General features: G+C 69.0%; 22 protein-coding genes and 1 tRNA gene. 11 read left to right on the top strand and 12 right to left on the bottom strand.

Annotation, left to right across the window (positions count from 1 at the left end; translation table 11 throughout):
* Positions 1-172: 172 nt before the first annotated feature.
* Positions 173-2,017, bottom strand: coding sequence for a prolyl oligopeptidase family serine peptidase (locus tag DL991_RS00135; protein ID WP_125779679.1), 1,845 nt, complete (start codon positions 2,015-2,017; stop codon positions 173-175).
* A 39-nt stretch (positions 2,018-2,056) separates the two neighbouring features.
* Between DL991_RS00135 and DL991_RS00130 the strand changes: the two genes are divergently transcribed.
* A complete protein-coding gene (locus tag DL991_RS00130; protein ID WP_125779677.1) occupies positions 2,057-2,749 on the top strand; it encodes a methyltransferase domain-containing protein in 693 nt (230 codons plus the stop codon).
* Positions 2,750-3,071: 322 nt separating this feature from the next.
* Here the strand turns inward: DL991_RS00130 and DL991_RS00125 are convergent.
* The 3 genes from DL991_RS00125 to DL991_RS00115 form a co-directional block, all read right to left on the bottom strand.
* Positions 3,072-3,145: transfer RNA gene (locus tag DL991_RS00125), tRNA-Pro, on the bottom strand.
* 28 nt (positions 3,146-3,173) lie between these two features.
* On the bottom strand, positions 3,174-4,100 hold the full coding sequence (locus tag DL991_RS00120; protein WP_199746202.1) for a metallophosphoesterase: 927 nt from the start codon (positions 4,098-4,100) through the stop codon (positions 3,174-3,176).
* Between the two features lie 275 nt (positions 4,101-4,375).
* On the bottom strand, positions 4,376-6,544 hold the full coding sequence (locus DL991_RS00115) for a transglycosylase domain-containing protein (protein ID WP_125779673.1): 2,169 nt from the start codon (positions 6,542-6,544) through the stop codon (positions 4,376-4,378).
* A gap of 350 nt (positions 6,545-6,894) precedes the next feature.
* Between DL991_RS00115 and DL991_RS00110 the strand changes: the two genes are divergently transcribed.
* Positions 6,895-7,212 (top strand): WhiB family transcriptional regulator, encoded by a 318-nt coding sequence (locus tag DL991_RS00110; RefSeq protein ID WP_020632155.1) that lies wholly within the window; start codon positions 6,895-6,897, stop codon positions 7,210-7,212.
* A gap of 63 nt (positions 7,213-7,275) precedes the next feature.
* Here DL991_RS00110 and DL991_RS00105 read toward each other — a convergent pair whose 3' ends face one another.
* From DL991_RS00105 to DL991_RS00090, 4 genes are all read right to left on the bottom strand, one after another.
* Positions 7,276-8,406: an ArsA family ATPase gene (locus tag DL991_RS00105; RefSeq protein ID WP_125779671.1), complete on the bottom strand. Its 1,131-nt coding sequence runs from the start codon at positions 8,404-8,406 to the stop codon at positions 7,276-7,278.
* Positions 8,406-9,410, bottom strand: coding sequence for an ArsA-related P-loop ATPase (locus DL991_RS00100; RefSeq protein WP_125779669.1), 1,005 nt, complete (start codon positions 9,408-9,410; stop codon positions 8,406-8,408). Before DL991_RS00100 ends, DL991_RS00105 begins: the two co-directional genes overlap by 1 nt.
* Positions 9,411-9,432: 22 nt before the next feature.
* Positions 9,433-9,681, bottom strand: coding sequence for a hypothetical protein (locus tag DL991_RS00095; RefSeq protein WP_125779667.1), 249 nt, complete (start codon positions 9,679-9,681; stop codon positions 9,433-9,435).
* A gap of 89 nt (positions 9,682-9,770) precedes the next feature.
* Positions 9,771-10,715 (bottom strand): triacylglycerol lipase, encoded by a 945-nt coding sequence (locus DL991_RS00090; protein WP_125779665.1) that lies wholly within the window; start codon positions 10,713-10,715, stop codon positions 9,771-9,773.
* A 129-nt stretch (positions 10,716-10,844) separates the two neighbouring features.
* On the opposite strand from DL991_RS00090, the gene DL991_RS00085 reads away from it, so the two are divergent.
* The 7 genes from DL991_RS00085 (at position 10,845) to DL991_RS00055 (ending at position 15,201) form a co-directional block, all read left to right on the top strand.
* Positions 10,845-11,006: a DUF4177 domain-containing protein gene (locus DL991_RS00085; RefSeq protein WP_005166970.1), complete on the top strand. Its 162-nt coding sequence runs from the start codon at positions 10,845-10,847 to the stop codon at positions 11,004-11,006.
* Positions 11,007-11,018: 12 nt separating this feature from the next.
* Positions 11,019-11,474, top strand: coding sequence for a RidA family protein (locus DL991_RS00080; RefSeq protein ID WP_125779664.1), 456 nt, complete (start codon positions 11,019-11,021; stop codon positions 11,472-11,474).
* Positions 11,474-12,103: a hypothetical protein gene (locus tag DL991_RS00075; RefSeq protein ID WP_037318589.1), complete on the top strand. Its 630-nt coding sequence runs from the start codon at positions 11,474-11,476 to the stop codon at positions 12,101-12,103. The genes DL991_RS00080 and DL991_RS00075 overlap by 1 nt, the downstream gene beginning before the upstream one ends.
* 38 nt (positions 12,104-12,141) lie before the next feature.
* Positions 12,142-13,284 (top strand): hypothetical protein, encoded by a 1,143-nt coding sequence (locus DL991_RS00070; RefSeq protein WP_125779662.1) that lies wholly within the window; start codon positions 12,142-12,144, stop codon positions 13,282-13,284.
* Between the two features lie 89 nt (positions 13,285-13,373).
* Positions 13,374-14,186: an NUDIX domain-containing protein gene (locus tag DL991_RS00065; protein WP_125779660.1), complete on the top strand. Its 813-nt coding sequence runs from the start codon at positions 13,374-13,376 to the stop codon at positions 14,184-14,186.
* Complete coding sequence (locus DL991_RS00060; RefSeq protein WP_125779658.1) at positions 14,183-14,953, top strand: MBL fold metallo-hydrolase; 771 nt, start codon at positions 14,183-14,185, stop codon at positions 14,951-14,953. Before DL991_RS00065 ends, DL991_RS00060 begins: the two co-directional genes overlap by 4 nt.
* Complete coding sequence (locus DL991_RS00055; protein WP_125779656.1) at positions 14,950-15,201, top strand: glutaredoxin domain-containing protein; 252 nt, start codon at positions 14,950-14,952, stop codon at positions 15,199-15,201. Before DL991_RS00060 ends, DL991_RS00055 begins: the two co-directional genes overlap by 4 nt.
* Positions 15,202-15,519: 318 nt before the next feature.
* On the opposite strand, the gene dnaN is transcribed toward DL991_RS00055, so the two are convergent.
* The 4 genes from dnaN to DL991_RS00035 form a co-directional block, all read right to left on the bottom strand.
* A complete protein-coding gene (dnaN, locus tag DL991_RS00050) occupies positions 15,520-16,584 on the bottom strand; it encodes a DNA polymerase III subunit beta (protein ID WP_125779654.1) in 1,065 nt (354 codons plus the stop codon).
* 9 nt (positions 16,585-16,593) lie between these two features.
* Positions 16,594-17,856, bottom strand: coding sequence for an MFS transporter (locus tag DL991_RS00045; RefSeq protein WP_199746201.1), 1,263 nt, complete (start codon positions 17,854-17,856; stop codon positions 16,594-16,596).
* Positions 17,857-18,328: 472 nt separating this feature from the next.
* Positions 18,329-19,003, bottom strand: a complete 675-nt coding sequence (locus tag DL991_RS00040; protein WP_003081747.1) for a Crp/Fnr family transcriptional regulator — start codon at positions 19,001-19,003, stop codon at positions 18,329-18,331.
* Positions 19,004-19,162: 159 nt separating this feature from the next.
* Positions 19,163-19,414, bottom strand: coding sequence for a hypothetical protein (locus DL991_RS00035; RefSeq protein WP_005166943.1), 252 nt, complete (start codon positions 19,412-19,414; stop codon positions 19,163-19,165).
* 238 nt (positions 19,415-19,652) lie between these two features.
* On the opposite strand from DL991_RS00035, the gene nth reads away from it, so the two are divergent.
* Positions 19,653-20,336 carry an endonuclease III gene (nth, locus tag DL991_RS00030; protein WP_125779650.1) on the top strand — a complete coding sequence of 228 codons (684 nt, stop codon included), beginning with the start codon at positions 19,653-19,655 and terminating at the stop codon, positions 20,334-20,336.
* Positions 20,333-20,920: TlpA disulfide reductase family protein (locus DL991_RS00025; protein ID WP_148106354.1), on the top strand; the 588-nt coding region annotated here is incomplete at its 3' end. The genes nth and DL991_RS00025, both read left to right, overlap by 4 nt.

Here is a 20,920-nt window from a genome sequence, read left to right as displayed (position 1 = left end):
GTCCTGAGTAAGACCTTGATCCAGACCATTCTGGATCTTTTCCCGCTCCTCGCGCGTCAACCGGGCTCCTGGCATGACGATCTCCCTATCAGCCGCCACCACTTGCAACAACCGATTGAAACCGCCGTCCTTTCCTTGCAAAATTTGCAAGGAAAGGACCTTTCATGGCACGTCAGCGGAGCCCGACCGCCCGCAGCGCGAAGAACACCTCGATCGCGGTCTGCTTGACCGTCTCGGCGATCACCAGCGACCCGTGGCCCGCGTCGAACCGGTAGAACTCGAACGGGATCTCCCGCTTCGCTAGCCTGTCGAGGTAGTTCTCGACCTGCCGGATCGGGCAGCGCGGGTCGTTGTCCCCGGCGAGCACCAGCACCGGCGCCGTCACGGCCTCGACATAGGTGATCGGCGAGCATTCCCGGTACACCGCAGGCACCGTCTCCGGCGAACCCCCGAACAGCGCCCGGTCGAAGGAGCGGAGCTGCTCCATCTCGTCCTCGTACGCGGCGACGTAGTCCGCGACGGGAACTCCGGCGATGCCGGCCGCCCAGCGCGCCGGCTGGGTGCCCAGCGCCAGCAGGCTCAGGTAGCCGCCCCACGAAGCGCCGTTCACCACGCATTTGGCCGGGTCCGCGAGTCCACTTTGGACCGCCCAGTCGTGGACGGCGGCGACGTCTTCGAGCTCGGTCAGGCCCGGACGTCCTTCGATGGCGTCACGCCAGGCCGAGCCGTAGCCGGTCGAGCCGCGGTAGTTGACCTCGACGACGGCGAATCCCGCGTCGAGCCAGACGGCGCGGTACGCGGAAAACCGGTCCTCGTCGGCTGAATGCGGCCCGCCGTGCAAGGAGAAGACCGTCGGAAGCGGACCCTCGGGCGCGTCGGCCGGACGTGAGACCAGTGCGTGGATCTGCCCGCCGATCCCTTCGACGAACGCGTCGGTGACCGGGGCCGATTCCGGAGCCCGATCGCCCGGCGGCTCGAGGAGTACCGAGTCGGCGCCATCGGCCGTCCGCGCGCGCACCGCCGTCGGCTGTGCGGCACTGGACCACGAGTACTCGACGGTGCCGTCGGGCCGCACGCCCGCGCCGCCGATCCTGCCCGGCGGTGTGTCCAAAGAGGACAATTCGCCGCTCGCGAGGTCGTACCGGTGAAGGGAACTGCGGCCTTGGTGGAAGTGGACGACCAGCAACGCCCGCGCGTCCGGATACCAGCCCGCGACCACTTCGCCGGGCAGGTCGAGCTCGATTTCCCGCTCGGTGTCCACGGCGGTGTCCCAGATCAGGAGTTCTTCGCGACCGCGCCGCTCGTGCAGCACCAGCAACCGCTGATCGCCCGCGACCGGCGAGAACTCGAGCGCGCCGAGGCCCTTGCCCTCGCCGTCCCACTTGTCGGCGACCGCGGTGAAGCCGTCGGTCGACAGGACGCGCAGCGCGGGGTGTCGTGAATCACCGTGCTCGGAATGCGAGATCGCGAGCAACGACTCGTCGCGGGACAGCGAGGCGATCCCCGCGTCGTCCTCGTGCTTGTAGAAACTGGCGGTCTTGCCGTCGATATGGGCGAAAAGTTCGCTTCCGTCGTCGGTGGAGACGCCGACGGCGACCACCTTGGTGCCGATCTCGAGCCCGGCGGGGTAGCCGTCGTGGACGTCCGGCACCGCGCGTTCGGCGGCGGCCCCCGGCGCGAACGGTTCGCGGACCCAGGAACCGAATTCGTCGCCGTCGGTGTCGTCGAACCACCAGATCCAGCGGCCGTCGGGGGACGGGGTGGCGTGCATGGTGCCGTTCGGCCGGTCGGTGACGCGGCGGTGCTCGCCGGTCGCCCGGTCCCAGGAGTAGACCTCCCAAACGCCGCTGGCGTTGGAGACGTAGATGTTCGCGTCGGGGGCGTCGATGGCCCACTCGGGGACCGAAATGCGCGGCGCTCGGAAGCGGGCCCGCCACCTGGCCTCGGCTTCGGCGTCGTCGAACAGGCGGTCCGGGACCGCCGCGGACGGATATTCAGTGCCTGGCTGCGTGCTCACCCCTCGATCCTGCCACTCCGGAGCCGTACTGTGTGCGGGGTGCTGGAGGGAAACCCGCCGCGCGCCGCGGTGTCCGCGCGGTTCGCGCGCCAGGCGGTCGAACGGGCCGTGTTCGCGCAACCGCTGTTCGGGCCGGGGATGGGATGCGTCGACGTCGGCTGCGGGCCAGGATCGATCACCCTCGGTATCGACAACGGGCACAGAAAGTCCACAGTGGACTTTGTGGTGGGCGACGCGTGCGCGTTGCCGTTCGCCGACGCTTCGGTGGATGTGGCCTTCGCGCACGCCGTCTTCGAGCACCTGCGTGAGCCGGGTGCCGCGCTGGCGGAGATCCGGCGGGTCCTCAAACCCGGCGGAACCCTCGCACTGTCCACATCGGACTGGAGTCGTGCGCGGCTGCGGCCGAAGACGGCGAACGTCGATGCCGCCCTTCGCGGACACTATCTGTTGTGCCGCCGCGCCGGCGGTGACCCGTTCGCCGGACGCTCGTTGCCCGCCGCGGTCACGGCCGCCGGTTTCACCGACGTGCGAACGAAAACCCGCTACCGCACGGACACGACGTACCGGGCGCTGGCGACGTACGTGGAGGGGCGTCTGGTGACGGCGCTGGAAACCGCGACGACCCCGGATCGCGACCAACTCGCTTCGGCCGCCCGCTCGGCCTGGTCGTGGGCGCGCTCCGGCGATGGGGACTTCGCGCAATGCTGGACCGAATTGGTGGCCACTCGCTGAGTGCCGCCGCTGAGTACCGCTCCTGAGTACCGCTGGGTGCCGCTGAGTGCCCCCAATGTGGCATTGGGGACGTTGAGTGTCCCCAAAGCCACATTGGAGACACCCAACGTCTCGAATGAGGCATTGGGAACCCTGGGGTTTCGGCGCGCCCCTTGGTTGTCCACACTCGCTCACTGTCGTGGACAACCGCCCCGGCCGTCCCCTCTTTCAGCCCGTCTCGACACCCCTCGGCGATACGCTGGACCCGGGGTCGCCCCCTTCAGGACACGCAACGCGAAAGAGCCCTGCTCGCCGAAGCAAGCAAGGCTCTTTCGATCCAACGTCGGGGTGGCGGGATTCGAACCCACGACCTCCTCGACCCGAACGAGGCACGCTACCAAGCTGCGCCACACCCCGGATACTTCTTAGCGGGTCGAGGAGAAGTTTAGCGGACGGTGTTTCGGGCTTTGCGGGGGGCTGCTTTCCGGTGGTTCGCGCTGGTCGTGCCCCGTGGCACGAGGGTCAGCAGGCTCGCCTCGGGCGGGCACGCGAAGCGGGCGGGGGCGTACGGGGAGGTGCCCAGCCCGGCGGAGACGTGGAGCCACATCTGGGCGCCCCAGCGGGACGCGCCGCGGGCGCGGGTGCGGTCGAGTTCGCAGTTGGTGACGACCGCTCCGTAGCCCGGGATCCGGAGCTGGCCGCCGTGCGTGTGCCCGGCGAGGACGAGGTCGTAGCCGTCACCCGCGAACTCGTCGAGCACGCGGGGTTCCGGCGAGTGCGTGACGCCGATGCGGACGGCCGCCGCGGTGTCCACCGGGCCGGCGATGTCGGCGTAGCGGTCGCGGCGGAGGTGCGCGTCGTCGACGCCGGCGGTGAACACGTACTGGTCGGCGACCTCGATGGTGCGGCGGACGTGGGTGAGGTCGTGCCAGCCGTGCTCGACGAAGGCCGCGCGGAGGTCGCGCCACGGCAGGTGCTCGCCGTGGATCCGCTTCTTCTTGCCCTTCGGCATGAGGTAGCGGGCGGGGTTCTTCGGCTTCGGCGCGTAGTAGTCGTTGCTGCCGAAGATGAACACGCCGGGCCGGTCGAGCAGGGGGCCGAGCGCGCGCAGCACGGACGGCACGGCCTGCTGATGTGACAGGTTGTCACCGGTGTTGACGACGAGGTCCGGTTCGAGTTCGTCGAGCGCCGCTACCCAGCGTTGCTTGCTCACGTGGCCGGGAAGCATGTGCAGGTCCGAGATGTGGAGGATCGTGAAGGGCTTCGCCCCTGCCGCGAGGACCGGGAGCTCCGCGGTGCGAAGCGTCCACCGGCGCCTTTCGATTCCGACCGCGTAACCGAGGGTCGCGGCTCCCAGGGCGACGGTTCCCACGGCCAAGCGCCGTACCGTCGCCCCCGAAGTGCTTTCGTTACTGAGCGTGCTCACAATGTCCAGTTTACGTGCTCGTCGGTGGTGATCGTCCGCCCCCATTCCGGCGATCTCGGTAAATCGCTGGAATGGCCTCTTTTCTTCACCTTCCGTGGTCGGCGCGGGGCCTCGCGATCGGTCGACATGATCCCGTCGGCCGTTGTTCCCCGTTAAGCCGCCAGCCGCTCACTCAAAGTTAGATTCATGTGACTCATCGTGATTTGCGCTGGTGAACATGGTCAGCGTCCGCCGCCCATGTACCTCGGGTCCGGCTGCGGCAGCGGCAGCGCCTCCTGGCCTTCGAGGATCTTCGACATCGCCCCGAACCAGGTCTGCGCCGGCGTCTTCCCGCCGAACATGTTTTCGCAGCCGCGAGTGGTCACGTTACCCGGGCCGAGGTAGCACAGGCCGCCGTTTCCACCCTTCGGGCGGAACACCATCGCCGCGCCCGCGAGCTGCGGAGTGGCCCCGAGGTACGTTCCCGAGCCGTTGCTCTGGGTGGTCCCGGTCTTGCCCATCACCGGCCGGTTCCACCGGGCGCCGCTCGCGGCGCCTGCCGATGTCCCGCCGGGCTGGCTGTCCCGGCTCATGCCGACCGCGAGGGTGTTGGCGAGGCCTTCGGGCACCACCTGCTCGCAAGCGGCCTCCTTGACGGGCACCGGCTTTCCGTCCCGGTCGGTGACACCGGCGAGGGGGGTCGGCGGGCACCAGACGCCACCGCTCATGATCGTCGCGCCGACGTTCGCCAGTTCCAGACCGCTCAGCGGGGCCGGGCCGAGGGTGAACGAGGCGTTCCCGGGCCAGCCGGGCCGCGGGCCGAAGGCCTGGAGCTGGCTGGCGTTGGCACCCGGATTGTCGGATTTCGGGTCGACGGCGCCACCGCCGAGGTTGCTGGCCATGGTGTCGCGCATGCCGAGCTTGCGCGCCATCTCCACGATCGGCCCCGTGCTCCCGACCTTTTCCTCGAGCGCCACGAACGCCGTGTTCGGCGAAGTCGCCAGCGCCTGCTGCATCGACATGGCGCCGCCCGCCGGGTTGTAGTCACCGGCGTTGCCGAGGCAGTACCAGCGGGAACGCATCGGCGGTCCGGTCGGGGCGCATCTGGGGCCACCACCGGCGAACACGTGGGAGGTGTAGAAGTCGGGCACGGGAAGGGGACTGTTGATCCCGGCCACGCCCGCTTCCAGCGCCGCGGCGGCGGTGAAGACCTTGTACGCCGACCCCGCGCCGCCCGTGTTGTAGACGCCGGAAGGCAACGCGAAGGTCGTCTGGCCCTGATCTTCGTGAAGTCCGTAGTCACGGTTCGCCGCCAGCGCCACGACTTCGTGTCGTTGCTTGCCCGGCTTCACCAGCGAGAGCGTGTTCGCGACGTTGTCCTGCGTCTTCTTGACCTGGGCTTCGGCCGACATCTTGGCTTCGTGGTTCGCCCGTTCGTCCAAAGTGGTCTTGATCTGGTAGCCGCCGGTGTACAGATCGTCCTTCGTCATGCCGTTCTTGAGGAGATAGTCCTCGACGTACTGACAGAAGAAACCGTTCTCCGGGCCGGCGCCGGTGCAGTTCGACGCGGGCTTCTGCGGGCCGCCTTCGACGACGCCTAGCGGCTCGGCCTTGAAGCGTTCCGCGTCCGCCTTCGCGAGCTTCTGGTTGTCGACCATGCGGTCCAGCACCAGGTTGCGGCGCTCGGTCGCCTTCGCCGGGCTCTTCCACGGGTCGTTGACGACCGGGTTGTTCACCAGACCGGCCAGCAACGCCGCCTGCGGCACCGTGAGCTTTTCGACGGGCGTGTTGAAGTACGCGTTCGCGGCCGCGCCGACGCCGTAGATCTCGCGCGAGAATTCGACGACGTTCAGGTAGCCGGTCAGGATCTGCATCTTGTTCAGCTTGGTTTCCAGCTGGATCGCGATCCGGGCTTCCTTCAGTTTCCGGGCGACCGACTGTTCCTGTGCGCGCTTCTGTCCTGGCTTGTCGTCGCGGTAGACGACGTTGATCAGGTAGTTCTTGACGTACTGCTGGGTCAGCGTCGAGGCGCCCTGCGTGTCCCCGCCGGTGCTGTTGCTGACCGCGGCGCGCAGCGTGCCCTTCCAGTCCACCCCGTTGTGCTCGTAGAAGCGTTTGTCCTCGACCGAGATCAGCGCCCACTTCATGGCGTCGTTGATCTGGGTCTCGGTCGTCGGGATGCGGAACTGCTTGTACAGCGTCGCGATCTGCTTGCCGGTGTTGTCGGTGATCGTCGTCACCAGTGGCGGCGGAATGTCCGCGAGGTCCGATGACGTCTTGTCGACGGTCTCGCTCGCCTGGTTCGACAGCACCCCCGCGGCACCCGCCACCGGGAACAACATCCCCGCGACCAGCACCCCCGCGAGCACACAAAGGCCAATGAGCTTCAGCAGACCGTCCGTTTTGCGCACGCGGACCAGGGTACGCGGAACCCGTTAGCCCACCGTGACGTCGCCTCGCTGTGGGTGGGGAATTGATTACGAAATCGACCCCATGTGGTGACGGCCGGTAACGGGAGGCATTCTAGGGCTTGGCGGGGGGAACCGAGGGCCCCTACAGTCCGTCAACGTCTCACGTATGAAAAAGCCGACAGACGGGTGAGTGCGAGCGGCAGTCGCATTCGACCGAACGGAGGCACCGGCACCGGGGAGGTGTCGGCTCAACCGACGTGAGCACACAGGGAGACACGCTCATGGGGGCAGGAGCGCAGGCTTTTCGTCCTCCCGTGGTGTGTCGAACACCAGGGTAGGGAGCTGGGGGTATGGAAACCAACCAGTCGAGCTGGCGAGTCAATGCGTCGTGCCGCGACACCGATCCGGACGGCTTGTTCGTCCGGGGGGCGGAACAGAACCGGGCCAAGGCGGTCTGCCTCGGTTGCCCGGTCAGGACGGAATGCCTCGCCGAGGCGCTCGATGGCCGGATCAACTTCGGCATCTGGGGAGGTATGACCGAACGGGAACGGCGGGCGCTGCTGCGGCGGCGGCCGGACGTGACCAGCTGGGCAGACCTGCTTGAAGCGGCGAAGCGCAGTTTCACCGGGATCGACGAAGAGGAAGACGTACGCGTCCGAGTCTCGTGATCATGATTCCGTGAAGGATCTCTTCCCTGAGTCCAAGGTAGGGAAGGGGTCCTTCACGGAAACTCAGGACTGGGTGGCGAGGCGAACGCCGATGTCGCGCAGGCCTTCGAGATCGTGCACGTCACTGGGGAGCGCGGGCACCCGCACCAGCGGGACCTCGGGATGCGCCCGCGTGAACCTGGCGAGCAGCCGCGTCTCTCGATCGGCCAGCGCGACACGATCCGCGTGCAGGCGAAGGACGGCTTCGGCCAGCGGCGCGCCGGCCTCGCCCTTCGCGAGCTGCTCGGCGGCCGCGATGGCCTCCGCGCCGGACAACGGGGCCAGCACCGGATGCGTCCGGTTCGCGACCAGCCCGGCCAGCGGCATGCTCTCTTCCGAAAGCCGCTCCACGAAGTAGGACGCCTCGCGCAGCGCGTCCGGCTCCGGCGCGGCCACCACCAGGAACGACGTCCCGCCGGACCGCAGCAGTTCGGAGGTCTTGCGCGCGCGTTCGCGGAAGCCGCCGAACATGCTGTCGAAGGCCTGCATGAACGCCGAAGCGTCGGTCAGCAACTGGCCGCCGATGATCGTCGAGACGGCCTTCGCGAACATCGAGAACCCGGCGTTGACGACCTTGCGCAGGCCCCAGCCGCCGGCCTTCGCGGGCCCGGTGAGCAGCCGGATCATCCGGCCGTCGAGTGCGCTGGAAAGCCGTGTCGGCGCGTCGAGGAAGTCCAGCGCGGAGCGGCTCGGCGGCGTGTCGACGATGATCAGATCCCACTCGTCGGTGGCCGCGAGCTGCCCCAGTTTCTCCATCGCCATGTACTCCTGCGTGCCGGAGAAAGACGTGGAAATGGTCTGGTAGAAGGGGTTCTGCAGCAGCTGCTCGGCGCGTTCCGGGCCGGCGTGCACGCGCACCATGTCGTCGAAGGTGCGGCGCATGTCGAGCATCATGGCCCAGAGTTCGCCCTTGGGCTCGAAGCCCTCGACCTGCACCTGCTTCGGGTGATTGCCCAGTTCGCGCAGGCCGAGCGCCTGTGCTAGCCGCCGGGCGGGGTCGATGGTGAGCACCACCGTCTGCCGCCCGCGTTCGGCCGCGCGCAACGCCAGCGCCGCCGCGGTCGTCGTCTTGCCGACCCCGCCGGATCCGCAGCACACGATGACCCGGCTCTCCGGATCGTCGATGAGCTTGTCGATCTCCAGGACGTCCGACATCAGCGCACTCCCTGCTCGGTCAGCGCCTCGGCGAGGTCGTAGAGCGCCGCGACGTCCACCCCGTCGGTCAGGTCCGGCAGTTCGAGGCCCGGCAGATCGGCTTCGGCCAGTTGCTCGCGGGCGCGTTGTTCGGCCGCGACCCGCACGGCGTGCTCGACGGTCTCCTCGACCAACGCGTCGAGGGTGCTGTCGGGCAGGTTCAGCCCGGCCGACGCGAGCCCGGCGCGGACGCGCGAGGCGTCGACGCGGCCGTCCGCGGCGGCGGTCACCGAACGGGCGGGCAGCCGCGGCGGGCGGACCCGGTTGACCAGCACCGCGCCGGGGCGCAGATCCGCGCCGTCGAGTTCGGCGACCGCTTCGACGGTTTCCCGCACCGGCATCTCTTCGAGCAGCGTCACCAGGTGGATGGCGGTCTCGCCGGAATGCAGCAGCCGGACGACGCCGTCGGCCTGGCCGCGGATCGGGCCGGTCTTGGCGAGGTCGGTCAGCGCCTTGGTGACGTCGAGGAACTTCACGACCCGGCCGGTGGGCGGCGAGTCGACGACGACGGCGTCATAGGTGTGCCGGCCGTCCGATTCGGTCCGGCCGACGCATTCCTTGATCTTCCCGGTGAGCAGGACGTCACGCAGACCCGGCGCGAGCGTGGTCGCGAACTCGATCGCGCCCATCCGCCGCAGCGTCCGCCCCGCGAAGCCGAGGTTGTAGAACATCTCGAAATATTCGAGGAGTGCGGCCTCGACATCGATGTGCAGGGCGCGCAGCTCCCCGCCGCCGGGGACGGCCGCGATGCGTTGCTCGGCGTACGGCAGCGGCTCGGTGTCGAAGAGCTGGGCGATGCCCTGGCGGCCTTCGACCTCGATCAGCAGCACGCGGCGCCCGCCCTTGGCGAGGGCGAGGCCCAGCGAGGCGGCGAGCGTGGTCTTGCCCGTCCCGCCCTTACCGGTGACGAAATGCAGCCTGGCTCTCGCGAGTTCGTCGGTCCAGCCGGCAAGGGGTGTGCTCACCGGTCCCACCCTAATTGAGCCTTCAGCTCGCCAGCATCATGACGCCGAGCGCAGCCGCGACCAGTCCGACGATGGCCCAGGTCAGGACCCCGGGCAGCACCGTGAGCATCACCACACCGAGCAGCAGGAGGACCACGAAGGCCACCGCGCCGGTGATCGCGACGCCTCCCGAGCTGTCCGTGCGGTCCCGTGCCTTCGCCATCAGGACCAGCACCAGCGGCAGCCCGGCGAGCGCCAGCAAGGAGGTCGCGATGATGCGCCAGGTCTCCATGGAGGTGACGGTAGCGGGGCGGTACAGGTGGTCGTGAGTGGCGATTCGGGTTCTAACCCGAATCGCCACTCACGACCCAGGTGACCGGGTCAGCTCCCGATGGGGGTCGCGGGCACGCAGGGGACCGGTTTCGCATGCGCCGGGTCCAGTGCGTTGAGGACGTGCCCGGCGGCGTTGCGGTCGGCGGCGACGCCGGCGTGCTCGGCCAGGTCCAGCAGGCAGCCGTCCTGCAGGACGATGTTCTTCACGTTCGGGCCCTTGCCCATGCCGCTCGTGTACGGGACGACGGCCTCGTCGTAGCGGGTCATGATGTTCGTGTAGGTCACACCCGGCTGGAAGACGCCGTTGCCCGACCGCAGGTTCGTGAGGAACTCCGAGCCGCGCAGGAACTGGCGGCAAGAGCCGCACAACGGGTCGAGGACGCCGTTGAACCCGGCCGCGAGCCCCAGCGCGCCCGCGAGCGCGTACAGCTGCGAGGCGCCGAACAAGGTCGTGCCCTCCCAGAGTGGCGTCAGGCTGACGTACTTGTCCACTTTGGACGCTCCGCCGAGGAACTTCACGTAATAGGAAGGCATCAGCGTTCCCTCGGAATGCCCGAGGAGGTCCACCTTGGACGCCCCGGTCGCGCCGAGCACCTTGTCGACGAACGACGAAAGTTCCTTCGCGCTCTGCTCCATCGGCAGGAGCCCGCCGGGCTGGTAGATCGGCAGCGGTTTCCCGGGAACGCCGTAGGTCAAGGAGAAGACGCAATACCCGTTGTTCTTGAGCAGCGGGGCGAACGTCTGCCAGTTCACCGTCTGGTTGGCGCCGAGCCCGTGGGTGAGCACCACCGGATTCGGATGGGCCTCGCTCGGGCGGCAGCCGAAGTCGTTCGCGCCGGGTGGCGGGCCGCCTGGATTCGCCGCCTGCGCGGGCAGCGCCGCGGCGAGCGTCCACGGGACGGGGAGCTTCTCCTCCGCGATGGCCGGTGAAGAGCAGACCAGGGCAAGGGCGGCGGCCACGAAAGTGGCGGCGAGGGACTTCGTCGTCCGCATGTCGGCGTCCTATCTACTCCCGAGTAGGTGTGAAGTGAACCACATCGACGGGAATTCGGCGAACCGGTCGCGAGAGGGTTTTCCGCATGTGTGTCGGGCGCCCTTGCCGGTTTGGCTACGCTCCCGGGCATGAGCGCCACCAAGTGGGAGTACGCGACCGTCCCCCTGTTGATCCACGCCACCAAGCAGATCCTCGACCAGTGGGGCGAGGACGGCTGGGAGCTCGTCACCGTGCTCCCGAACCCGACCGGCGAACAGCACGTCGCCTACCTCAAACGAGCCAAGAACTGAGGGATTGAAGCCATGACCTGGAGCGATCGACTCGCCGAGCTCGGTATCGAACTGCCGGCCGTCGCCGCGCCGCTGGCGGCCTACGTGCCCGCCGTTCGCACCGGTTCGCACGTCTACACGTCCGGGCAGCTGCCCTTCGTCAAGGGTGAGCTCGAAGCGACCGGCAAGGTCGGCGCCGAGGTCAGTCCCGAAGAGGCGAAGCAGTACGCGCGGACGTCGATCCTGAACGCCCTCGCCGCGGTCGACTCGGTCGCCGGGATCGACAACGTGGTCCGGGTGGTCAAGGTCGTCGGGTTCGTGGCGTCCGCGGAGGGCTTCACCGGTCAGCCCGCGGTGATCAACGGGGCGTCCGAGCTGCTCGGCGAGATCTTCGGCGAGGCGGGCATCCACGCCCGTTCTGCCGTCGGCGTCGCCGAGTTGCCGATCGGGGCGCCGGTCGAGATCGAACTGATCGTGGAGGTGAAGTGATGGACCCGGACATCGAGAAGTCCTCGCACGAGCTCCTGCTCCGGCTGGCCGGACGGCTGCCGGACCAGCTCCTGTGGCGGTTCCGTGACTGGCTGGGCGAAGGCGCGATGGGGACGCTCGCGCGGACCCTGCCGAGGTCTTTGCTTAAGCACAGGATCGACCTCGATCAAACCGAATATCGCCTGCTAGTCGCCGGGCTCATTCCTCACGGCGCCGACTGGCATCAGGTGAGTTCCACCCTGGGGGTAGACGACGTCACCGAGACCAGGTACACATTCACGCAGAGTGCGCCCGAATGGGTGAACTCCGTCGACTCTGTGTCCGTATTGATCCACGCGACGTTGCGGGGACGGCCGGATGTGGGTGAAGTGCGGCAAAGCTGGCGACACCTCGGTGTGGTCGGCGAGGGTGGGGCGAAACGAGTCCTCCTGGTCACGGCGCTGAACGGGCTGCCGAGGCTGACCGGTGAACTGCAGCGCGTCCTGCGCGTGCTGGGTGACGAGGAGCCCGGCGTCGAGGTTCTCCCGCCGAGCATCGACCTCACCGGCTATCACCGCACCGCGCTCGCCAACTCCGAGCTCGTCTGTGTGGGTGCGGTGGACACCGGAAGTCGGCTGGTCGCCGCTTAACGCTCGCTCCACCAGGCGAGCCGGGAGGGAGCAGAGCAATGGTGGAGGTCCACGACGGCCCGCCCATGGACGGGTTCTCGGTGCCCCTGCGCCTGCACAACCTGTTACTGGCCCTGGCGGGTCGTATCGACGACAGTGCTTTGACCGAAGCGCGTGAGCTGATCGCGCGTGCGCACATCGACGAAGCGGTGGAGCTCACCACCGGCACCCTGATCGCGGGGAAGATCCCGGTGGGCTCGTCCGAACAACGTGAACTCGCCCTCGTCCTCGAGATGAGCCGGTCCGACGCCACCTTGGCGAACGACCTGCTGGTCGTCGAGGAGGACGAGCCGGTGCTCACCCACCGGTTCACCGGCGAGAACCAGCCCGAATTCGGCCTCGCCGAGGCGCTCGACCGCACCCTGCAGGTGCTGCCGGACGTCCGGTCGGTGCACGCGGTGTGGCGGAACACGCCCGCCGGCAGTGTGCCCGGTGCGTTGCCGCAGCGGGTCGTCCTGGTCGAGATCGGCCCGGAGGGCAATCCGCCCGCGGTCGCGTTCCGCGTGGACACCGCGCTTCGCCGCGCGGGCATCCGTTCGGTCGTCGAGGTCGCGGGACCCGGCGTCGCGCGGTCCGCGTACCACCAGGCCGCTTCGTCGGCCGCGAGTCCTGTCTGGGTCACCGGGAGTACCCATTCCAGTGACTTTCGGTCCGAGCCGGTGACTCCGCCGCCCGCTCCCGCCCCGGCTCCCGAGCCGGTCAAGGAGCAGCCGAGCAGGCATGGGCTGCGGCCGGTCAGCAGCAGTACGCACGAACCGGTCGAGCCGATCGCGCCGGTGGTGCCGATCGTGCAGCAGGCGCCCGCGCCGGCGACGCCCGCTCCGGAGACGGCGCCGCCGCGCAAATCGCGGGCGGAGACCCGCGCCGAGCGCACGGCCGACCTGACCCCGGCCGAAGTGGCGCAGCTGCGCCAGGCGCTCAAGGAGGACCCGGAAAAGGGCCGCGAGATCGCCACGGGCAAACCGAGCATGCACGAGGTCGTCGAGCTGCCCGCTCTCGACCTCGACGACCCCAGCCTGAGCGAGCGCGACCGCGCTCTCCTGCGCGAGCTGCACGCCGAGCTCGCCGAACGGGAGCGCGCCGAAGCGGCGAAGATCCGGCTGAACGGCGCTTCGCGCAGCAGCGGCTCGAGCTGGTCGTAGCAAGTCCCACGCAATTCGGCACCTGGTTGCGATAGTTGCACGCGCAACGATCGCAACCAGGTGCCGAATCGCGATGTTAGGTTGCTGGTGTGGCTGAAGAACTGACATTCGACATCCCGGTGGGGGCCGGGGTGGGCACCCGGGCCAACGCCGACGGCGAGCCGGTGACGCCCAAGGACGCGGCGACCGTGATCCTCCTCCGCGACGGCGCCGACGGCGTCGAGGTCTTCCTGCAGCATCGGGTGAAGGGCATGCCGTTCGCGGGCGGGATGACCGTCTTCCCCGGCGGTGGCGTGGATTCCCGCGATGTCGACACCTCGGTGAGCTGGGCGGGCCCGGAGCCCGCTTGGTGGGCGGAACGCTTCGGTTGCGACGAATCGCTGGCCCGCGCCCTCGTGTGCGCGGCCGTGCGGGAGACGTTCGAGGAGTCGGGTGTGCTGCTCGCGAGCACCGGGGACACCGTCGTCACCGACACGACGCCTTACCACGACGCCCGCGAAAAGCTGGTCTCCCGAGAGCTCTCGCTCGCCGCGTTCCTCGAGGCGAACGGCCTGACGCTGCGCGCGGATCTCCTGCACCCGTGGGCGAACTGGGTCACCCCGCCGCAGGAACCGCGCCGCTACGACACCTGCTTCTTCGTCGCCGTGCTGCCCGAGGGGCAAGACGCGGACAGCGCCACTTCCGAGGCTGTCAGCTCCGGCTGGCAGCGGCCGGAAGAGGCCATCGCCGACGCCAAGGAGGGGCGACGCATGCTCATGCCCCCGACCTGGATCACGCTCGCGGAACTGGCCGAGCTCGACTCGGCGGCCGCGGCTCAGGCCGTCGAACGCGAGATCTCGAAGATCATGCCGACGCTGGTGCGCGACGGCGACAAGGTCCGCGTCATCCTGGACCTCGCGTGAGTGCCCCCGCGTACGGCGTGCTGCGCCAGGTGACGCCGACGGCTTCCGTGCTGCTGGAGCACAACCCGTCGTCGATGACGTTGGAGGGCACCAACTCCTGGGTGCTGCGCGGATCCGGCGCGTCCGGTTCCGTGGTCGTCGACCCCGGCCACGAGGACGTCGAGCACCTGACGCTGCTGGCGGAGACCGGCGCCGTCGAGCTGATCGTCCTGACCCACCACCACCCCGACCACGCCGAGGGCGCGCCATGGTTCGCCGAACGCGTCGGCGCGCCGGTGCGGGCCTTCGACGAGTCGCTCTGCGTCGGCGGGAAGTCCCTTGTGGACGGTGAAGTGATCGAGGCGGGCGGCGTCCGGCTGTCGGTGCTGCACACGCCAGGGCACACCGGCGACTCGATCTGCCTGGTGTCCGACGGGCAGATCCTCACCGGTGACACCATCCTCGGCCGCGGCACCACAGTGCTGCACGACCTCGGCGACTACCTGCGCTCGCTGCGGAAGCTCATCGAGCTGCCCGGCGGCACCATCGGCCTGCCGGGCCACGGCCCGGAACTGCCCGATCTGGCCGCGACCGCGCGCGAATACCTGGCGCACCGGGAAGAACGGCTCGACCAGGTGCGTTCGGCCTTGGAGACGCTCGGCGCGGACGCCACCCCGCGTCAGGTCGTCGAGGTCGTCTACGCCGATGTCGACAAGGCTCTGTGGGCGCCCGCGGAGTGGAGTGTGCAGGCACAGTTGGACTACCTGAGGTCGGAGGACGGCGAATGAGTGACGTCGAGGTCGAGTTCTACTGGCGCCCCGGATGCGGGTTCTGCGCCGCGCTGGAGCGGCCGCTGTCGAAGAGCGGCTTCACCGTGAAGCGGGTCAACATCTGGGAGGACCCGGACGCCGCCGCGCGGGTGCGTTCGGTGGCGAACGGGAACGAGGTCGTGCCGACGGTCTTCGTGGGCTCGAAGGCGATGGTGAACCCTTCGTTCGGTGAGATCGAGGCCGCTGTGAAGGCCGCTTCCGCCTGAGTCGCCGAATGCCATGAAAGGTCCTTTCCTTGCAAAATTTGCAAGGAAAGGACCTTTCATAGCGTTCGGCAGGGGATGACCGCGTCGCGATTCAGCGCCGAGGTGGCGTCGCGAAAGCCACTTTGGGGACGTCAGGCGTCGCGAAAGTGGCTTTCGCGACATCCGCGGGAGGGCGAGGCCGTTGCGCTCCTCGGCACGCCTACGCCGCCATCGCCCCGTTGCGAAAGCCACTTTCGCAACCCTCAACGTTGCGAAAGTGGCTTTCGCAACACGACGTCCGCTCTCGGTAAGTCCTTTGTGGACAGTAGGGGGCCGATGTCAGCGCGGCAGCATCGGCATCACGTAATACGTCAGCTCCACATCGCCCGGCTCCACCGCGCGGATGACGCAGGCCCGCATACCGGGCTGGATGTCGAGCCGCACCCGCTCCCCGGCGAAACCCTGCAGCGCGTCCAGCAGGTAGCGCGCCTGGAAGGAGGGCGACGTCCGGCCGCCCGAAACCTCGGCCTTCAAGGTCTCCTCGGCCTCACCGGTGTCCTGCTTCGAACTGGCGAGCCGCAGCTGCGAGTCGCCGACCTCCAGCGTCAGCACCCGGCGCTCGTCCGCGTACACGCCCACCCGGCGCACGGCGGCGGCCAGCGCGTCGGCGGCGACCTCGACCGTCGTGTCCACAGTGGACGACTCGATCAGCTTCTCCGAAAGGAATCCCGCGTCGAGGACGGCGGTGGTGACGGTGACTCCGGCCCAGCTCAGCCCGAACCTGGTCCTGTCGCCGTGCAGGCCGACGATGCCGCGAGCCTGCTTCGCCGTCTCGGCCAGCAGGCCCGCCGGGACCAGCGCGTCGATCGGCTCGCCCTCGGAACGCAAAGGGAGGGTGGCGACGGCCATCCGGTACCGGTCGGACGCCGTCAGCCGCAGCTCACGGCTGAAGCTCTGCACGCGGACGCCGGTGAACATCGGCAGCGCGTCGTCCTTGGCGGCCGTGCCCGCGACCGTGCGCAACGCGGTCACCAGCGCGTGACCGTCCACTTCGGACACCTTCGGCGGCAGGTCCGGGAGGTTCAGTTCGCGGCTCAGCAACGGAAGCGCGAACCGGCCGCCTTCCACACGTACGGCCAGCCGTGATCCCTCGACGACCAGGCGCACCAAGTCGCCGTCGAGCATCCGCAGCGTTTCCGCGAGCGGCCCGGCCGGGACGACGACCTCGCCATCGGTGTGGACCATGGCGTCGCTGGTCAGGCGGACCGCTCGTTCGCTGTCGCTGCCGCCGACGGTCAGGCCTTCCCGTCCGGCGCGCAGGAGCAGACCGGAGCGGGCCGACAGCAACCGTGCGGCGGCGGAAACGGCGGACGAGAGGGAGCGGGTGTCGGCAGTCAGGTCCATGCCCGCAAGTTAGCGGGCGGCACCGACAAGTTCGGGGGCTTCGGCGACGGGCCCGGAAGGCCGCGGGCGGAAGGTGCCGCGCATCAGCCACACCACCGCGGCGAGCGCGAACCCGACGGCGCCGGCGGCGAGGAACGCCGCTTCGTGCCCGGCGTGCTCGACGAGGTAACCGCTGATCGACTGCCCGAACGCCAGCCCGAGGGTCACCGCGGTGAGCACCCAGCCGAACGCCTCGGCCGCCGTGCCCTTCGGCGCGGCGATCTCGATGGCCGCCGAGTGCGTCGTCGACTGCGGCGTGATGAGCGCGCCCGCGGCGAGCATGGCGAGCGCGAGGCCCCAGAGCGAGCCCGGCAGCGCGAGCAGCGCCACCAGCGCGCCGAAGCCCGCCAGCAGCACCGGCAGCCGCAGGCCCATCTGACGCGGCCACGGGCGCAGGCTGTACGCGACGCCGAACGCGACCGAGCTGACCGACCAGGCCGAAAGCAGCAGCCCGCCGATGGAGGTGTTCCCCGCTTCGGCGGCGGCCGCCGGGACGGCGACCTCGACGAAGCCGATCACGGCGCCGAAGCCCAGCGCGGCGATCGCGAGCGTGCGCATCCCGGGGCTGGCCAGCGCGCCGAGCAGCTTGCCGCCCGAGGACGGCGACGGTCCCCAGGCCCGCACGGTCGGGCTCAGCGCGAACAGCACCGCGCCCGCGATCATCGTCAGCGAGCCGGCCACGATGCCGGTACCCGCCCACGGCGCGGCGATCAGCAGCCCGGCGAACCCGGGACCGAGGATGAAGAAGACCTCCATGCTGATCGCCTCATACGAGAACGCGGCGTTCCGCGTCGGCCCGGCGGGCAGCAGCCGTGTCCACAGTGCCCGGGAAGCCGAGCCGACCATCGGTTCCGTGATCCCGGTGCCGAATGCGAGCGGGACCAGCACCAGGGTCGGCGCGTGCGCCTCGATCGCGAACACCAGCCCGGTCATCGCCAGCGCGAAGAACACCGTGGTGGTCAGCAGCGGCCGTGTCGGCCCGAAGCGGTCGATGAGCCGTCCCTGCACGACCGCGCCGACCGAGACGCCCACCAGCGACCCGGCCGAAACCAGCCCGGCCGAGGCGAAGGAGCCCGTCTCGCGCTGGACGTAGAGCAGCGCGGAGATGCCGATCATCGCGATCGGCAGGCGGGCGAGCAGGGACGCGATCACCGCCGCGCGGGATCCGGGCGCGGTCAGCGCGGCTCGGTAGTCGGCGAGGGAGGTGCGGTGGCTCTCGGCGGAGGCGGACACAGACTGGGACACGCGTACCAGTATGAACTACTTTGGTACGCGAGTACCAGTTCCGTGGCGGTAAGTTTGGTCACCACCGGATTCGGGTACTTCGGGCAATGAACCGGCCCGGTTCGTCACGATCGGGTAACAGTCGGACGATTCTGGGTCATTCGGGGCAACAAATCGACGCAGATGGCGTCCTTGAGAGTGAAAGAACTTGAGTTCACGGCCGATGGCCGTGGATGGTTGTACGACAACCACACAGTCTCCAGCTCCCTCCGGCGTACGGGTCGGGGCCTTGTTCCGGAGGGCGGGGAGCGCGGATCGTCGGGGGATGGTCCGCGCACAGCGAAGAGCCGGTGCGCCACGTCGGGGGTGGCGCCCGGCTCTTCGTTGTTTCTCCGGCGCTGGGTCACGCAGATGCAATGAAGGGGCCTTTCATCGCAAATTTTGCTATGAAAGGCCCCTTCATTGCGCGTGAAGCAAGGGACTAGCGGGCGCGGCGGGCCAGGCGCTCCGGGTCCAGGATCAGGACGCTCTTGCCTTCGAGCCGCAGCCAGCCACGGTGCGCGAAGTCGGCGAGAGCCTTGTTGACGGTCTCGCGCGAAGCGCCGACGTACTGGGCGATCTCTTCCTGTGTCAGGTCGTGGGTGACCCGCAGCAGACCGGCCTCCTGGCTGCCGAACCGCTGCGCGAGCTGCAGCAGCGCGCGCGCCACGCGTCCGGGGACGTCGGTGAAGATCAGCTCGGCGACCATGTTGTTCGTCCGGCGCAGCCTGCGGGCGACCACACGCAGTAACTGCTCGGCGATCTCCGGACGGGTGGAGATCCACTGCCGCAGCGCCGGGCGGTCCATCGTCACCGCGCGGACCTCGGTCACGGTCGTCGCGCTGGACGTCCGGGGGCCGGGGTCGAAAATGGACAGCTCGCCGAACATGTCGGACGGGCCGAAGATGCCAAGCAGGTTCTCGCGGCCGTCAGGTGACTTGCGGCCGATCTTCACCTTGCCGGACTGGATGATGTAAAGCTTGTCGCCGGGTTCACCCTCGTTGAAGATGACATGCCCGCGAGGGAACTCCACGGATTCCAAGGTCTGTGCCAGCGCCTCGGCGGCTGCCGGCTCAACACCCTGGAAAATGCCCGCTCGGGCCAGGGTTTCGTCCACCTCGGGTGCCTCCTCATCGAGATACGACGTCGATCCTCATCTGCCGAGGACCGTGTCGTCGATCACTTTTCGCGTCAGTCTAGGTCGTGCGCGCGAGATCGCTCGTCGGCACGCCGAACGTGCGCGCGTGCCTGGAACGATCTCGCTCGAACGTGGAGCCTAACTCCGCACGCGCCGCGCGCGAAGCCTGGCCGCCTTCCCGCCGAGCCTGCGCAGCCGGAAAAGCTCGAGCGCGCGCCCGATGCCGTGCCCGTAAAGGGCCCTGACCTCGTTGGGCTGTGCCTGCTCGAGGAACTCCTCGACTTCGTTCTCCTGCACCGCGACGTGCTTGAGCCGGGTCTCCACGCGTTCCATGAACAGCGCGAAGAACATGATCACCAAGGGAACGAGGATGACGAACCAGACGGTCATGCGCCCTGCCCCGGGAATTCCGAAAAGTTGTGCATTACTCCAGATCCTCGCTCATGGCGTCCTCGATCGAAGCGCCGAGGTGGTGTTCTGGCGTGTCGGCCGTCGACCGGCGGGTGCTCCCCACTGGCTCGTCCGATGGCGCCCGTAGGCTATCGGGGTGCCTCCTGCCCCCACCAATGCCCCCCGTGCGGGGGGTGCGGGCGAAAGCCGGCTCGCATTGGTGAGACGCGCCAGGCGGATGAAGCGTTGCCTCGACGACGAGTTCCCCGACGCGCACTGTGAGCTTGACTTCACCAGCCCGCTCGAACTGCTGGTCGCGGTCGTGCTGTCGGCACAGACCACCGACGTCCGCGTGAATCAGGTCACGCCCGCGCTCTTCGCGCGCTATCGGACCGCTGCCGACTACGCCGGCGCCGATCGCACCGAACTCGAGGAGTACCTCCGGCCGACGGGGTTCTTCCGCGCCAAGGCGAACTCGGTGATGGGGCTGGGCGCCGCCCTGGTGGAGCGCTACGACGGCGAAGTGCCCGGCAAGCTGAAGGACCTCGTCACGTTGCCCGGTGTCGGCCGCAAGACGGCCAACGTCGTACTCGGCGACGCCTTCGGGGTCCCCGGGATCACCGTCGACACCCATTTCGGCCGCCTGGTCCGCCGCTGGGGCTGGACCGAGGAGGAGGACCCGGTCAAGGTCGAGCACGCCGTCGGCGAGCTGATCCCGCGCAAGGAGTGGACGCTCCTGTCGCACCGGACGATCTTCCACGGCCGTCGCGTCTGCCACGCCCGCAAACCCGCCTGTGGCGCCTGTCCGCTGGCCAAGATGTGCCCCTCGTACGGAACCGGCCCGACGGAGTTCGAAGAGGCCGCGAAGCTGGTCAAGGGCGAAGAGCGCGAACACATCCTCGACCTGGCGGCGCGCCGGTGACCAGGGTCACCAAACTGGCGCTCGGTGCCGCCGTGCTGGTGGTGGCCCTGATCGTCGCGTTGCTCACCACCCGTGACGGCCAGGAGCCCGCCAAGACGTCGGGGGATCTCACGGCAGCCCGTGCGAAGGCCGCGCTCGCTCCCTGCCCGCCGCCCGGGCCGGGCGAGGTGGCGAAGCTGCGCGGGGTCGACGTCGAATGTCTCGGCGACGGTTCCCGGGTCGACCTCGCCAAGGTGCTCTCGGGCGGTCCCGTGCTGGTCAACCTGTGGGCGTCGTGGTGCGAGCCGTGCCGCGCCGAACTGCCGTTGCTCCAGGAGTACGCCGCGTCGCCCGGCGCCGCCCGCGTGCTCCTCGTCCAGGTCGCGAGCTCCGGGGCCGACGGGCTGGCGATGCTGAGCGATCTGGGCGTCCGGCTGCCGTCGGTGTTCGACGGTGACGGACAGTCGGGCCCGGTGCGGACGGCACTAAAGGTCCCTTCCTCCCTCCCCGCGACGTACCTGGTCACGGCGGGTGGCGATGTCCGGCTCATCGAGAACCCACGTGTCTTCGTGAACACTGACCAGGTGCGCGCCGCTGTGGAAGGG

It is taken from the genome of Amycolatopsis sp. WAC 01375, assembly GCF_003947325.1.
Classification (GTDB): domain Bacteria; phylum Actinomycetota; class Actinomycetes; order Mycobacteriales; family Pseudonocardiaceae; genus Amycolatopsis.
This window is presented reverse-complemented; position numbering and strand designations above follow the sequence as displayed.

Bases quoted from the DNA above. Each gene is read 5' to 3' on its own strand.
- DL991_RS00085 (WP_005166970.1), top strand. From the start codon at position 10,845: ATGAGCGCCACCAAGTGGGAGTACGCGACCGTCCCCCTGTTGATCCAC.
- DL991_RS00110 (WP_020632155.1), top strand. From the start codon at position 6,895: ATGGAAACCAACCAGTCGAGCTGGCGAGTCAATGCGTCGTGCCGCGAC.
- dnaN (WP_125779654.1), bottom strand. From the start codon at position 16,584: ATGGACCTGACTGCCGACACCCGCTCCCTCTCGTCCGCCGTTTCCGCC.
- DL991_RS00090 (WP_125779665.1), bottom strand. From the start codon at position 10,715: ATGCGGACGACGAAGTCCCTCGCCGCCACTTTCGTGGCCGCCGCCCTT.
- DL991_RS00095 (WP_125779667.1), bottom strand. From the start codon at position 9,681: ATGGAGACCTGGCGCATCATCGCGACCTCCTTGCTGGCGCTCGCCGGG.
- DL991_RS00035 (WP_005166943.1), bottom strand. From the start codon at position 19,414: ATGACCGTCTGGTTCGTCATCCTCGTTCCCTTGGTGATCATGTTCTTC.
- DL991_RS00080 (WP_125779664.1), top strand. From the start codon at position 11,019: ATGACCTGGAGCGATCGACTCGCCGAGCTCGGTATCGAACTGCCGGCC.
- nth (WP_125779650.1), top strand. From the start codon at position 19,653: ATGAAGCGTTGCCTCGACGACGAGTTCCCCGACGCGCACTGTGAGCTT.
- DL991_RS00075 (WP_037318589.1), top strand. From the start codon at position 11,474: ATGGACCCGGACATCGAGAAGTCCTCGCACGAGCTCCTGCTCCGGCTG.
- DL991_RS00055 (WP_125779656.1), top strand. From the start codon at position 14,950: ATGAGTGACGTCGAGGTCGAGTTCTACTGGCGCCCCGGATGCGGGTTC.
- DL991_RS00070 (WP_125779662.1), top strand. From the start codon at position 12,142: ATGGTGGAGGTCCACGACGGCCCGCCCATGGACGGGTTCTCGGTGCCC.
- DL991_RS00105 (WP_125779671.1), bottom strand. From the start codon at position 8,406: ATGTCGGACGTCCTGGAGATCGACAAGCTCATCGACGATCCGGAGAGC.